This is a genomic window from Actinoplanes rectilineatus, assembly GCF_000962825.1.
In the GTDB taxonomy this organism is placed as follows: Bacteria; Actinomycetota; Actinomycetes; order Mycobacteriales; family Micromonosporaceae; genus Actinoplanes; species Actinoplanes rectilineatus.
In genome coordinates, this window is sequence record NZ_JZKF01000102.1 from 17,472 (window position 1) to 29,608 (window position 12,137).

The 12,137-nt window shown below is 70.4% G+C and carries 12 protein-coding genes; 5 read left to right on the forward strand and 7 right to left on the reverse strand.

What is annotated here, in order from left to right; genetic code table 11:
- The first annotated feature begins 264 nt into the window (after positions 1–264).
- Both WH85_RS40555 and WH85_RS52550 read left to right on the forward strand, forming a co-directional pair.
- Positions 265–3,216: an NACHT domain-containing protein gene (locus WH85_RS40555; RefSeq protein WP_169792559.1), complete on the forward strand. Its 2,952-nt coding sequence runs from the start codon at positions 265–267 to the stop codon at positions 3,214–3,216.
- A 14-nt stretch (positions 3,217–3,230) separates the two neighbouring features.
- Entirely contained in the window at positions 3,231–3,941 is a 711-nt protein-coding gene (locus tag WH85_RS52550; protein WP_211275599.1) for a hypothetical protein, read from the forward strand.
- A gap of 92 nt (positions 3,942–4,033) precedes the next feature.
- Here WH85_RS52550 and WH85_RS40565 read toward each other — a convergent pair whose 3' ends face one another.
- Genes WH85_RS40565 through WH85_RS40580 form a run of 4 tightly spaced genes read right to left on the reverse strand, consistent with a single transcriptional unit; the run spans position 4,034 to position 7,838 of the window.
- Positions 4,034–5,467: an aldehyde dehydrogenase family protein gene (locus WH85_RS40565; RefSeq protein WP_052721158.1), complete on the reverse strand. Its 1,434-nt coding sequence runs from the start codon at positions 5,465–5,467 to the stop codon at positions 4,034–4,036.
- A 10-nt stretch (positions 5,468–5,477) separates the two neighbouring features.
- Positions 5,478–6,413, reverse strand: coding sequence for a TIGR03557 family F420-dependent LLM class oxidoreductase (locus tag WH85_RS40570; RefSeq protein WP_045747484.1), 936 nt, complete (start codon positions 6,411–6,413; stop codon positions 5,478–5,480).
- 48 nt (positions 6,414–6,461) lie between these two features.
- Positions 6,462–6,920 (reverse strand): nitroreductase/quinone reductase family protein, encoded by a 459-nt coding sequence (locus tag WH85_RS40575; protein ID WP_045747485.1) that lies wholly within the window; start codon positions 6,918–6,920, stop codon positions 6,462–6,464.
- A gap of 36 nt (positions 6,921–6,956) precedes the next feature.
- Entirely contained in the window at positions 6,957–7,838 is an 882-nt protein-coding gene (locus WH85_RS40580; RefSeq protein ID WP_045747486.1) for a hypothetical protein, read from the reverse strand.
- 270 nt (positions 7,839–8,108) lie between these two features.
- Here WH85_RS40580 and WH85_RS40585 point away from each other — a divergent pair, with 270 nt between their 5' ends.
- Positions 8,109–8,516 carry a RidA family protein gene (locus WH85_RS40585; RefSeq protein ID WP_045747487.1) on the forward strand — a complete coding sequence of 136 codons (408 nt, stop codon included), beginning with the start codon at positions 8,109–8,111 and terminating at the stop codon, positions 8,514–8,516.
- A 31-nt stretch (positions 8,517–8,547) separates the two neighbouring features.
- Here the strand turns inward: WH85_RS40585 and WH85_RS53470 are convergent, their stop codons facing one another.
- A complete protein-coding gene (locus WH85_RS53470; RefSeq protein WP_157411533.1) occupies positions 8,548–8,697 on the reverse strand; it encodes a hypothetical protein in 150 nt (49 codons plus the stop codon).
- Positions 8,698–8,800: 103 nt separating this feature from the next.
- Here WH85_RS53470 and WH85_RS40590 point away from each other — a divergent pair, with 103 nt between their 5' ends.
- Positions 8,801–9,832 (forward strand): LLM class flavin-dependent oxidoreductase, encoded by a 1,032-nt coding sequence (locus WH85_RS40590; protein ID WP_045747488.1) that lies wholly within the window; start codon positions 8,801–8,803, stop codon positions 9,830–9,832.
- A 670-nt stretch (positions 9,833–10,502) separates the two neighbouring features.
- On the opposite strand, the gene WH85_RS40595 is transcribed toward WH85_RS40590, so the two are convergent.
- Positions 10,503–11,177 (reverse strand): nitroreductase, encoded by a 675-nt coding sequence (locus tag WH85_RS40595; protein WP_045747489.1) that lies wholly within the window; start codon positions 11,175–11,177, stop codon positions 10,503–10,505.
- 114 nt (positions 11,178–11,291) lie between these two features.
- On the opposite strand from WH85_RS40595, the gene WH85_RS40600 reads away from it, so the two are divergent.
- Positions 11,292–11,876 (forward strand): TetR/AcrR family transcriptional regulator, encoded by a 585-nt coding sequence (locus WH85_RS40600; RefSeq protein ID WP_063775601.1) that lies wholly within the window; start codon positions 11,292–11,294, stop codon positions 11,874–11,876.
- 72 nt (positions 11,877–11,948) lie between these two features.
- Here the strand turns inward: WH85_RS40600 and WH85_RS52560 are convergent.
- Positions 11,949–12,137 (reverse strand): hypothetical protein (locus WH85_RS52560; RefSeq protein WP_045747491.1); only part of this gene is annotated, 189 nt, incomplete at its 5' end.

Here is a 12,137-nt window from a genome sequence, read left to right on the forward strand (position 1 = left end):
TGGAGGCGCGGCCCCGCAACCCTGACCGGAAGCTGGAGGCGCGGCCCCGCAACCCTTGTCCGACAGCTGGAAGGATCCAGCTCGGACACGGTGAGAGTTATTCACGAAAACCGCGCCGAATACGCCGTGATCCACGTTTCCAAGAGCAAGTTGCCAGCGCGATGATCGAATTCCCATAATACGTCCATGAATCGGGGCGATCTTTGGCAACCGCTGCTTTTCGGCACGCCGGTGATCCTTGCGTCGGCAGTGGTTCTCTGGACCGTGAGACGTCCGGCCGGGCGTCTCGCGCAGTCCATTTCGTTCCGTTTCGCCCTGGCGTCGTCGGGGCGCCCACTGCGGCGGCGGCTCGTCGGGCGTTACCGTCGCGCGGTCCGGCAGAACTTCGCGAAGCACCGCCTCGGCTTCGTCAACGAGCACACCGGCAAGAGCAGCATCGACGTTCTCAAGATCTATGTCCCGCTCGAATATCAGATCGGCAACGAACGGCGTGACGTCTACGAGTGGCTGCGCCGCCAGTTGCGGGTGGTCGTCCTCGGCCCGCCCGGCGCCGGCAAGTCCATGCTGCTCAAGCATTCCATGCTGCTGTGGGCCGGGGAGAGCACGCCCGGTCCGGCCCGGCTGCCGGTCCTGATCGACCTGCACCGCTGCAACGCCGACCAGTCCGGGCTGGAGCAGATGATCCGGGACGAGCTGTCCCGCAACGACGTCCGGATGAGCCCGGCGATGCTGGACATCTCGCTGCGCGAGGGCAAGCTGGCGCTGCTCTTCGACGGGCTGGACGAGGTGGGGCAGGAGGACCAGGTCCGGGTCGCGGCGATGTTGCGGGACTTCGCGCGCACCCATGCAGGGTGTCAGATGGTGGTCACCTGTCGTTCCGCCGCGTATTTCGGGCAATTGCAGACCGCATTCACCGAGCATGTGCAGGTGGCCGATTTCGACGACGCCAACATCCGCCGTTTCCTGAACAACTGGCCGGCCATGACCGCGTCCGACTCGGCGAAGTTGTTCTCCGATCTCCAGCATCATCAGAATCTGATGCGACTGGCGGCCAGTCCGCTGCTGCTGACGATGATCGCGTACATTCACACCGAGGTCCTGGCCAAGAGCCGCCGCGGTCTGCCGGGGTCGCGGCCGGCGTTCTACGAGATGGCGATCGACCATCTGCTGCGCCGCGACCACGACATGCTGCGGCACGACTCCGTCTCGGTGTACGACTGGCAGGACAAGCTCGCGGTGCTGCAGCGGATCGCCCTGACCCTGCAGGACACCCCGGCGACGCAGCCCGACCGGCGGTCGATCGACGGCGCGCAGCTCGTCGCCATCACCAAGCAGATCCTGCCGGACCTCAACATGGGACCGGAGCACGCCCGGCCGCTGATCAACGAGATCGACCAGCGGAGTCAGCTGCTGGTCCGGCTGGACAGCCGCAGTTCCCGGTACGCCTTCCCGCACCTCACCCTGCAGGAGTACCTCGCCGCGGTGGAGTTGACCGCCCAGCCGGACACGCTGCTGTACCGCTACTTCGCCGACCGGCCGGCGTGGCGCGAGACGGTCAAGCTCTGGTGCGGGGCGTCCAGCCGGGACTGCACCGAGGTGGTCCGGACCATCCTGCGCACCGGCGTCCGCGAGGACCGGCTCCTCGCCCTGGAGTGCCTGGCCGAGGCGAAACGCATCGACGACGCCTTCGCCCGTGAGGTGATCGTCGAGTCGATGAGCCCGAACGCGCTGCGGGGCTGGGACGAGCGGGCGGTCGCGTCGGCGTTCGCCGCGGTGGCGGCGGACGGCCGGCCGCGCGGTGAGTACACCTTCCGGTTGCTGGTCGAGAAGGCCGGCGCCGGCACCGGGGCGACGGCCCGGTGGGCGATGGCGGCGCTGGCCGGCACCCGGCTGCCGCAGGCGGCCGTGTTCCTCGCCGACCTCGCGGCCGAGGGCGACCCGCGGGCGCGGACGGCGCTGCGGTCCATGGGTGAGCAGGCGATCGCCGCGCTGACCTCGTCGGCGCGGGCGGGTTCGCTGCAGGCGCTCGACGATCTGGCGGTCGTCGGGACGCCGGCCGCCTGCGAGGCGCTGGTGTCCATGCTGTGGGGTGACGACGCGAAGGCGCTGCGCGCCGCGTGGCATCTCGCGGTCCTCATCCGGAACTCGGAGATCGAGGCGGGCCTCGAGCTGAGCGACGTCCACGTCCGCACCGACTGCAAGCGCCTGGACTGGGTGTGGCAGCCGTTCGCACGGCCGAACAGCGGCGGTATGCGCATCATCGCCGGCCGGATCGCCCACCTCATCGAGCAGGGTCGCGCCGACCAGATACCGCCCGGCGTGGACCAGATCGATCCGCGGCTGGCGATCCCGCTGGGCATCGTCGCCGCGGTGTCCGAACTGCCGGCGGCAGAGACGTCGCCGAGTGCGGAACTCATGCAGGAGTTCCAGTCGCTGGGTCTCAACGTGCGGCGGTTCCCGCACTGGACGGCCGGCGAGCACGCGCTGAGCGCGTTCTACCAGACCACGATGCCGGGCCGGGTGGCGTCGGTCTGCGAGCAGATCCTCGACGCTCATCAGGTACGCCCGTACCGCAAGCACATCATCCGGATGCTCGACGACCGCACCTACATCGAGGCGATCGTCCGGGTGTTCTGCCGCTTCCGGCCGAAGGCGTCGCGGGAGCAGTGGCTGGCGGTCCAGGACGATCCGCCGCAGCCCCGGTTCCTCAAGGCGAGCGCCTACCTGACGGCCGGCTCGCTGCTCGTGGTGCTGATCGCCCTGGGGCTGGCCCGGTCGCTCGGCACGGTCTTCGGGTTCTGGCCGTGGGGTCCGCCGGCTCTCGGGCTGCTGCTGACCGTCCTGGTGATCCCGGTGCTGCTGCTGGCGGCGTTCGCGTTCGTCAACGACATCTTCGACGCCTTCGACTTCGCCGACCCGCTGGTGGACCAGCTGGAGAAGTTCCTGGAACGGGCCCAGTGGATCCTCGTCGTGGGGGCGGTGGTCTCGGTCAGCGGGCTGACCGTGATGACCCTGAGCGCGCTGGCCGAGCTGCTCGGGTGGGCCGCCGCCACGGCTCTGATCATCGCGTGGACGGCGGTGTCCGCGCAGTTGATCGTCCACTACCGCCGGCGGATGGCGGCCATCGACAACGCGCTGCGCCCGATCCGGGCCCGCGCCCGGCTGAACGCGTCGAACCGGCTGTCGATCATCGGCGACAGCCCACTGAACGGGTGAGGGGAGTCTTGACCATGGACAACGACGAGGTACTGCGGGTACGGGCCTGCCGGGACGGCCTGCTGCGCTGGTTCCACGGCCGGTGGCAGGTGCGGGCGCGCATGCCGCTCACCGGCCAGTTCGCCGACGACGAGCACGCGGAGTGGGCGGGCCGCCGGTTCTCGCTGTCCGAGATCCAGGAGGCGGCCGGGTACCTCGCCGACAGGGGACTGATCCTGGGCGTCACGGTGGCCCAGGTGCCCGGGCCGTTCCGTGCCGACATCACCACCGACGGCATCGACTGTGTCACCGACTGGGCGGGTGACGTGGCCGGATATCTCCGCGACCGGCACGGGCCCGGGCCGACGACCGTCCACCACGGGCCGGTGATCCACGGCGACGCCCAGGGCAACCAGTGGGCCTGGGGCAACCACGACGTGACCCAGCACCAGTCGAACAAGGACGTCGCGCCCGGCTTCGAGGCGCTGGCGGAGGCGGTCGCGGCGATCGTGGCGCGGCTTCCCGCATATCAGCTCGGCCCGGACGACCGGCAGGACGCCGAGGACGCCGCCGCCGGCGTCCTCGAGGAGATCACCGGGGCGGACCCCGAACCTCGTCGGGTACGCCGCGCCGTCGCCGCCCTCCGCGGCTTCCTCGTGCCGATCGCCGCCAACGCCGCCGGCACCGAGGTGCAGGCCCTGGCTCAGCAGGGCATCGACCAGCTCAACGCCGCCATCGGGATGTAACGCCGTCGTCGCCGACCGCGTGCACGGCTCGGTCCGGCGGGCTGATCGGGACGCTGTCGCGGTACAGCGGGAGACGTCGCGGAGAATTCTCGCTAGGCCGGGCCGATGATGACGGTCTGCAGTTCGGTGAAGGTGTCCATCGCGTGCGCGCCGCCGACCCGGCCGATGCCGCTGTCCGAACCGGATCGGCCGCCGAACGGCAGGTGGCTCTCCCAGTAGTTCGTCGACTCGTTGATGTTGACCCAGCCGGTGCGGACCGCGTCGGCGAAGTGCAGGCCCTGCCGCAGGTCCGCGGTGTAGATGGCGGCCAGCAGACCGTACCGGGAGGCGTTGGTCAGCGCGATCGCCTCGTCGAGTCCGCTGATGCCGACGATCGGCGCGACCGGCCCGAACGTCTCCTCGGTCGCCACCAGAGCGTCGGCGGGCACTCCGGCCAGGACCGTCGCCGGCCAGTACAGGTCGGTCGGGAAACCCTTGGCCGGTTCGCCGCCGGTCAGCACCAGCGCGCCCCGGTCGACCGCGTCCGCCACGTGCGCGGACATCTTGTCGGCCACTCCGGCGTTGTTCAGCGGGCCCATCGTGGTCGCCGCGTCGAACGGGTCACCCAACCGGATCCGGTCCCGCACGGCCGCGGCCAGCCGCCACGCGAACTCCTCAGCCCGCGAATGGTGCACCAGCAGCCGTTCGCCGGCCGTGCAACTCTGGCCCGCGCACAGGAAACACGCGGTCAGGGCACCCTCGACTGCCCGGTCCAGGTCGGCGTCTTCGAGTACGACCAGAGGACCGTTCCCGCCCATCTCCAGCAGTGTCGCCTTACCCGCCGCAGCGGCAGCGACGTGCCGTCCGGTGACGGTGGAGCCGATGAACGCGACCGCGTCGGTGCCCGGGTTGCGGGCGATCTCGTCGCCGACCACCGGTCCGGGACCGGTCACCAGGTTGAACACGCCCGGCGGCAGACCGGCCGCGGCCACGCACTTGGCCAGCGCGATCGCGGCGATGCTGGTCGACGGCGCCGGCGTCCACACGACGGTGTTGCCGGCGGCCAGCGCGGGCGCGATCAGTTCGGCCGGCATCGTGTACGGCCAGTTCCACGGGGTGATGATCCCGACCACGCCGCGCGGGCGGCGGATCAGCATCGCCCGGGTGCCGCGGCTCGACGACGGGGGCAGCAGCCCGCCGGAACGCTTGGCGTCCTCGGCGGCCGTCCGCCAGTAGACGATCAGCTCGTCCACCTCGTCGTACGCCTCCGCGTGCAACGGTTTGCCCTGGTCCAGGGTCAGTGTGCGGGCCAGCGAGTCACGCCGGCCCTCGATCACGTCCGCGACGCGGTGCAGCAACGCCGCCCGCTCGAACGCGGACAGCCCGGCCCATTGCGCGGTGGCCCGCCGGGCGGCGTCGATCGCCTCCCGCGCATCGTCGCGATCCCCTTGCGCCACCGTGCCGATGGCCTCACCGGTGGCCGGGCTGGTCGCCACGAAGGTCGCCCCGGATTTGGCGGCCCACCACTCCCCGTCCACGAACATCATGGCGGCAAGGTTAGAGGAACTCCCGCCGATACATCTCGATCAACTCGCGGTAGTGGGGGCCGGTGTTGGCGATGTAGATCTCGTCGAAGCCGGCTTTCTCGTACGCGCGGATCTGCTCCCGGTGCCCGGCCGGGTCCGGCCCGCAGACGATCGCGTCACGGATCATCTCCTCGGTGACCAGCTGCGACGCCTGTTCGAAGTGTCGGGGTGACGGCAGCACCTGGGACAGTTCACCGGGGACGGCGGCGTTCGGCCACAGCCGGTAGGCCGTCGTCACCGCCTCCTCCTCGGTCGGTGCCCAGCTGCCCTTGAATCCACCCTGGGCGGGACCCTTACCGCCCTTCTCCCGATATCTCGTGACAAGGTCGCCGTCGGGCATGGTGGAGATGTACCCGTCCGCGATCCGGGCCGCGACGTCGATCGCCTTCGGGCCGAACGCTGACACGTACACCTGCGGGGGTTGATCCGGCAGGGTGTAGAGCCGCGCCTGGTCGACGGTGAAGTGCCGGCCGCGGTGGCTGACGAACCCGCCCTGCCACAGCTCCCGCATCACCGCGACGGACTCCTCGAGCATCTCCAGCCGCTCCCCCGCCGACGGCCAGCGCTCCCCGGTGACATGCTCGTTCAGCGCCTCCCCGGTGCCGACGCCGAGCACGAACCGCCCCTCGTGCAGGACGGCGCTGGTCGCCGCGGCCTGCGCGGTGATCGCCGGGTGGATCCGCTGGATCGGGCAGGTCACCGCGGTGGTGACCGGGATGGTGACGACCTGGCTGAGCGCCCCGATCAGCGACCAGACGAACGGGCCCTGCCCCTGCTCGTCGTTCCACGGATGAAAGTGGTCGGAGATCCAGAGACTCGCGAACCCGGCGTCCTGGGCCAGCGTGGCCTGCTCGATCAGCTGGGTCGGCGTGTATTCCTCAGAAGACAAGAAGTATCCGATGCGCACGACCAGCGCATACCCCCGAAACGCCCGCCCACACCCGCGCCGAGCGGTTCAGGCCCGGCGCGGCTCCAGCACCACGACGGGCGTCTCCCGGCCGCGCTGGGCGAAGACCGCGTCGAGGTCCTGGTACATCGGGAGACCCCGGAAGAGCCCGAGCAACCGCTCACGCTCATCGCCGCCGGCCGCCCTCGCGTGTACGGAACGCCGGCCGCCCACCAGGTCGACGGACACCTCCGGCCGCGCCTCCAGGTTGAGCCACCACGCCGGGTGGGCCGGGTCGCCGGCGTTCGACGCGAGGACCACCAGGTCGTCGCCGTCCTCGAGGTAGTTGAGCACGACCGCCCGCGGCTTCCCCGACCGGCGCCCGACCGTGTGCAGCTGGAGCATGCCGCTCTTGGCGCCGGCGACCGGCAGGGCCAGCCCGATCCGCGCGCCGGAGACGGCGAGCATCGCGCGGTGCACGGACCAGGCCACCCGGATCAACGGGCGCGGAGGGATCTTGGCTGCCATGGCCGGAAACCCTACCGCGCCCGTTCCGGCAGTCGCCTACGGCGTGAAGAGCAGCCGGGCACGGATCTGCCGGAAACCGGTCCTTTCCAGATCAGCCACCATGGGTACGCGGTAAGCCTCGGTGTCCGCCACGACCTCGTAGGCCCCGCCGGTGGACAGGGTCTCGACCGCGTCGGCCAGGAGTTCGCCATGGACGGCCTCCTCGAGCGCACCCAGGTAGGCGATCATCGGGTAGCAGGCGTCGCCCGCGGTGGCGGCCAGCCCGATCGGGACGTCGTGGCGCAGCGCGATCCGCCAGGTGTCCGGCGGGCCGGTCAGCCAGGCCAGCGGGTCGGTGGCCAGGTCCACGCCGCCGACCGTCTCGGCGATCTCCTTGCCGGTCAGCACCGCCGGTTCGGGGATCCGCGCGACCAGGTCCCGGATCTCCGTCGCATCGGCGGCCGGGCGGAACGTGTACCGGCCGGACGGGGTGGGCAGCGGCGCCCCGGCCCACGAGAACCGGATCCGCTCGACCCGCTCGGTCAGCCCGGCGAGCCGGGCCGCCGCCATCGGGGCGTCGACGACCGCACGGACCTCGGGGCTGCGGCGCCAGTGCGCGGGCACCGCCGCGAAATACCGGGTCGGGCCGCCGAACGCCTCGTGCGCTGCGTGCAGCAGAGCGACACCGAGGGCGGGCTCGGCGCTCAGGTCGAACCGTTCCAGCCAGGGCTCGCCGACGGCGCCCGGGGGCTGCAGCCAGGCGGCGCGCGCGACGACCCGTCCGGCGCGCAGGGCGACCCAGGTGTGTTCGGGGCGGTAGCCGCCACCGGCCAGCCCGTCGGCGTAGCCGACCTGGCGCAGTTGGGGCAGCGGGTCGGGCATCGAGTCGAACAGGTCTTCCTCGCCCGCGGCGAGGGAGCGGATGACCACGTCGGTCATGGGAACCTCCGGAACGCGAACGCCCCTGTCAGTGCCGCGTGGACGCCGGTACGCGGGCGGGGCGCAGAACATCGGACATCGTTCTGACCTCCTTCCCGGTTCGACGGCGTGTGCGTACCCTATCAATCCTTTCCGATCTTTCAGGCCGCGGCTGTCTACGCAGGTCGATGATCGGTTACCGAAAGGTGCCCCCGTTTCGATTTAGTGCCTTCTTCCCAGCTCAGCACCGGTCTCTTACGGTTTCCCAGTAACCGAAAGAGAGGCAAGATCATGGCTGTGACACTGGTGAACCCGCCCGGCATCCCCGTGGTGGACGTCTACCGCCAGGTGTCGGTCGCGACCGGCGCGAAGCTGATCCACGTGGCCGGGCAGGTGTCCTGGGACGCCGACGGCGTGACGGTCGGCGCCGGCGACCTGGCCGCCCAGGTCGAGCAGTGCTACGTCAACGTGGCGACGGCCCTGGCCGGGGTGGGCGCCACGTTCGACGACGTGGTCAAGCTGACCGTGCACGCCGTCGACTGGGACCCGTCGAAGATGCCCGCCCTGGTCGAGGGCATCACACGGGCGTACACCCGCTTGGGCGTCACGGCCGCTCCCCCGGCGTCGCTCTTCGGCATCGTGGCCCTGGACATCCCCGAGCACCTGGTGGAGCTCGAGGCCACCGCCGTCCTGGACTGACAGCCGCCGCGCCCGGGCCGGGCCGTCCGCGTCAGGCCCGGGGCAGCACGCCCAGCAGGGTGGCGGTGAGGGCCGGCTTGAGGGAATCCTCGAGATTCAGGTGGAACCGGGCCGGGTCGGGCTCGGTCCGGGCCTCATCGCGGCGCCGCGGGCTGGTCTCGGTCCGGGCCTCTCCCTCCACCCCGCGGCCTTCCAGACGTCGTGTCGCCGGGGTGATCGGGGGCGGGGCATGCGGTGGACCACAGCCGGGAATGCGGCCGCAACGCCGGGGAGTTGCTGGAGGCGTGCGAAAGAAGATCGGGTTCCTGTCCTTCGGCCACTGGCGCAACGTGACCGGCTCCCAGACGCGAAGTGCCGCGGATTCACTGCTGCAGACGATCGACCTGGCGGTGGCCGCCGAGGAGTTGGGCGTGGACGGGGCGTTCGTCCGCGTTCACCACTTCGAGCGTCAGCTGGCCTCCCCGTTCCCGCTGCTGGCGGCCATCGCGGCCAGGACGGACCGGATCGAGATGGGCACCGGCGTGGTGGACATGCGGTACGAGAACCCGCTCTACATGGCCGAGGAGGCCGCCGCCACGGACCTGATCAGCGGCGGCCGACTGCAGCTGGGGGTGAGCCGCGGATCCCCGGAGACGGCGCTGCGCGGCGCCGAGTCGTTCGGTTACGTCCCCGCCGAGGGCGAGACCACCGCCGACACCGCCCGCAAGAAGATCGAGATCTTCCTGGCGGCCGTCGACGGCACCCCGGTCGCCCGCACCGACCCGGCCCGCACCGGTGGAGTGAGCGGCGGTCTCGCGATCCAGCCCCAGTCCCCCGGCCTGCGGAAACGCATCTGGTGGGGCGCCGGCACCCGAGCGACGGCCGAGTGGGCGGCCCGGACCGGCATGAACCTGCAAAGCTCGACGCTGCTGTCGGAGGACACCGGCGTCCCGTTCGACCAGTTGCAGGCCGAACAGATCGCGCTGTACCGGCAGGCCTTCAAGGAGGCCGGCCACGACTGGGAGCCCCGCGTCTCGATCTCCCGCAGCGTCCTGCCGATCACCGAGGAGATCGACCGCGTCTACTTCGGCCGCGAGGACGACCAGGACCAGGTGGGCCTGCTGGAAGGCGTCCGCTCCCGCTTCGGCCGCACCTACTCCGGCGACCCGGACCGGATCGCCGAGGAACTCGCCGCCGACCAGGCCGTCCAGGCAGCCGACACCGTCCTGTTCACCGTCCCGAACCAGCTCGGCGTCGACTACAACACCCGCCTCCTGAAGACCATCACCGAACACATAGCCCCCGCGATCGGCTGGACCCCGAGCCCGCCACGCTGAGCGGCCCCACCCTTCTGTTCCTTCTGTTCCTTCTGTTCCTTCTGTTCCTTCTGTTCCGTCCGCGCCTACCGGGCTCCGGCGCGAACCGTGCGATGGACGTCGGGCGAGGAGTCGTTGCCCTCCCGGCAGTGAGCACCGACGAACTCGCCTTCGCAGGACGCCTCACCGCAGGCCGTAACCGACCTTCAACAAATCGATTTACACCGTCGCCTTGACGCACCCTGAACGAGAGATGCTCCCTCTCGATGATGGAGTTTTAGATTTTGCTGGCCAACGGTCGTATGCGATGAGTGATCGCGGGTCGAGTGCGCCGATATCGGTGTCGCGCCCAGGTGCTCGGCACGTATTCGTTTTTCTTCTACGCCCGTGGTGGGTGTGGTCACACCCACCACGGGCGTACAAGAAAACTGCTGTGTATGCCCCCGACAAGCTCAGGCGGCGCCGGCCCGTACGCCTCAATCATCCATACACGTTTCGCGGTCAGCGTCCGTGTGGTGATTTGAGGCGCCCAGCACGCCCGTAATCACCACACCCCACCACGGGCGCGGTGAATTGAGGCGCCCAGCACACCCGAAGTCACCACACCCCACCACGGGCGCGGTGAATTGAGCCGCCCAGCACACCCGAAGTCACCACGCGGACGGGCTTCGCATCCTGATCACGAAGGTTTCTAGTGGTGGAACCGGGTGGTCTCGGTCAGGGGCTCGCGCCCTACGGCCACCGCGTTGATCGGGGCCGCCGGGTCGGCGTACCCGAACGAGACGCCCAACAACAGCCTGCCCCCGGCGACGCCCAGTGTCTCGCGGACCGTGTCGGCGTAGAAGCTGAGCATCGCCTGGGGGCAGCTGCCGACGCCGTGCGCGGTCATGGCCAGCAGCAGGGTCTGGGTGTACATACCCAGGTCCGCGGTCAGACGGGGGTCGCCCGACTCGGGGGCGTACAGCATGGCCACGTGCGGGGCGCCGTAGAGACTCAGGCTCCGTTCGTCGTACGCGGCCCGCAGGTCCCCGGCGCCGCGGTCGATGTCGAGGGCGGCGTAGAGCGACGCGCCCCAGGCCCGGCGGCGGCGCTGGTGGACCGGCTCGTACACGTCCTCGCTGTAGGGGAAGTCGGCGGTCTGCCGGCCTTCGCGGTGGGCGGCGATCAGCGCGGCGGCCAGGTCGTCCCGTTTGGCGCCGCTGACCACCTCGATCCGCCAGGGCTGGGCGTTGGAGGCGGACGGCGATGCCCCGGCCAGCGCGAAGATGGCCTCGATGGTGTCGCCGGGCACCGGATCGGGCAGGAACGCCCTGGTCGCGTGGCGTCCACGGATCAGTCGTTCGGCGGCGTCCGTTGCTGCTGTCATGCTCACTCCCTGGTACACGTAACCGTTTACTTCGAGCGACCGTAGCGGACCCGACGTTCGAAGTAAACGGTGTCGTATAGTTCAGGTATGAGTGGCAGAGGTGGACGTGAGCGGGTGCTGGCCGCCGCCAACAGTCTGTTCGCGACCAAGGGCATCACGGCGACCACGATGGAGGACATCGCCGCGCGGGCACCCGTGTCGAAGCGAACGCTCTACGCGCACTTCCCGGCCAAGGAAGACCTGGTGCTGGCGCATCTGGACCACGTCGTGCAGGCGGGTTACTCCGTGCTCGCCGTCCTCACCAGGGAGGACCTCACACCGCGCGAACGGGTGCTGGCGATGTTCGACGTGCAACCGTGGCCGGACGGGAGCGTGCGCGGGTGCCCGTTCATCCACGCGGCGGTGGAGCAGCCCGACCCGGACGGGCGGGTGCACTCCTTCGCTCGTGAGCAGAAGCTGGCGATGCTCACCATGGTCACGAGCCTGATCAGCGAAATGGGCGTCGATCCGGCGGAGCCGCTGGCCGAGCAGCTGGTCACACTGGCCGACGGCGCCGCGAGCCGGGCCATGGTGCTGAACGACCCCGAGTATGGAAGGCACGCCCGCGCCGCCGCCGAGATCCTCATCGAACAAGCCCGATCACCCGCGCCACCTGCCCCCGGCGAACCGGGTGAAGGTGACGACCGGCGCCCTCGATGACGGTCACCGGACCGTTCGGCGGGGCGCTGACACAGAGCCGGCCATCGCCATCGGGCGTTCGCGCCCGACGACCTATTCCCCGACCGCCACGGACGTCCAGCCGGGAGGCAGACAGCTCAACCCGGACCTGACCGGCTGACCGGCTGACCGGCTGACCGGCTGACCGAGCGCACCGAGCGCACCGAGCGCACCGAGCGCACCGAGCGCACCGAGCGCACCGAGCGCACCGAGCGCACCGAGCGCACCGAGCGCACCGAGCGC

Excerpts from the sequence above, each read along its gene's own strand:
- WH85_RS52550 (WP_211275599.1), top strand. The coding sequence starts at position 3,231 with ATGGACAACGACGAGGTACTGCGGGTACGGGCCTGCCGGGACGGCCTG.
- WH85_RS40565 (WP_052721158.1), bottom strand. The coding sequence starts at position 5,467 with ATGATGTTCGTGGACGGGGAGTGGTGGGCCGCCAAATCCGGGGCGACC.
- WH85_RS40575 (WP_045747485.1), bottom strand. The coding sequence starts at position 6,920 with ATGGCAGCCAAGATCCCTCCGCGCCCGTTGATCCGGGTGGCCTGGTCC.
- WH85_RS40580 (WP_045747486.1), bottom strand. The coding sequence starts at position 7,838 with ATGACCGACGTGGTCATCCGCTCCCTCGCCGCGGGCGAGGAAGACCTG.
- WH85_RS40585 (WP_045747487.1), top strand. The coding sequence starts at position 8,109 with ATGGCTGTGACACTGGTGAACCCGCCCGGCATCCCCGTGGTGGACGTC.
- WH85_RS40595 (WP_045747489.1), bottom strand. The coding sequence starts at position 11,177 with ATGACAGCAGCAACGGACGCCGCCGAACGACTGATCCGTGGACGCCAC.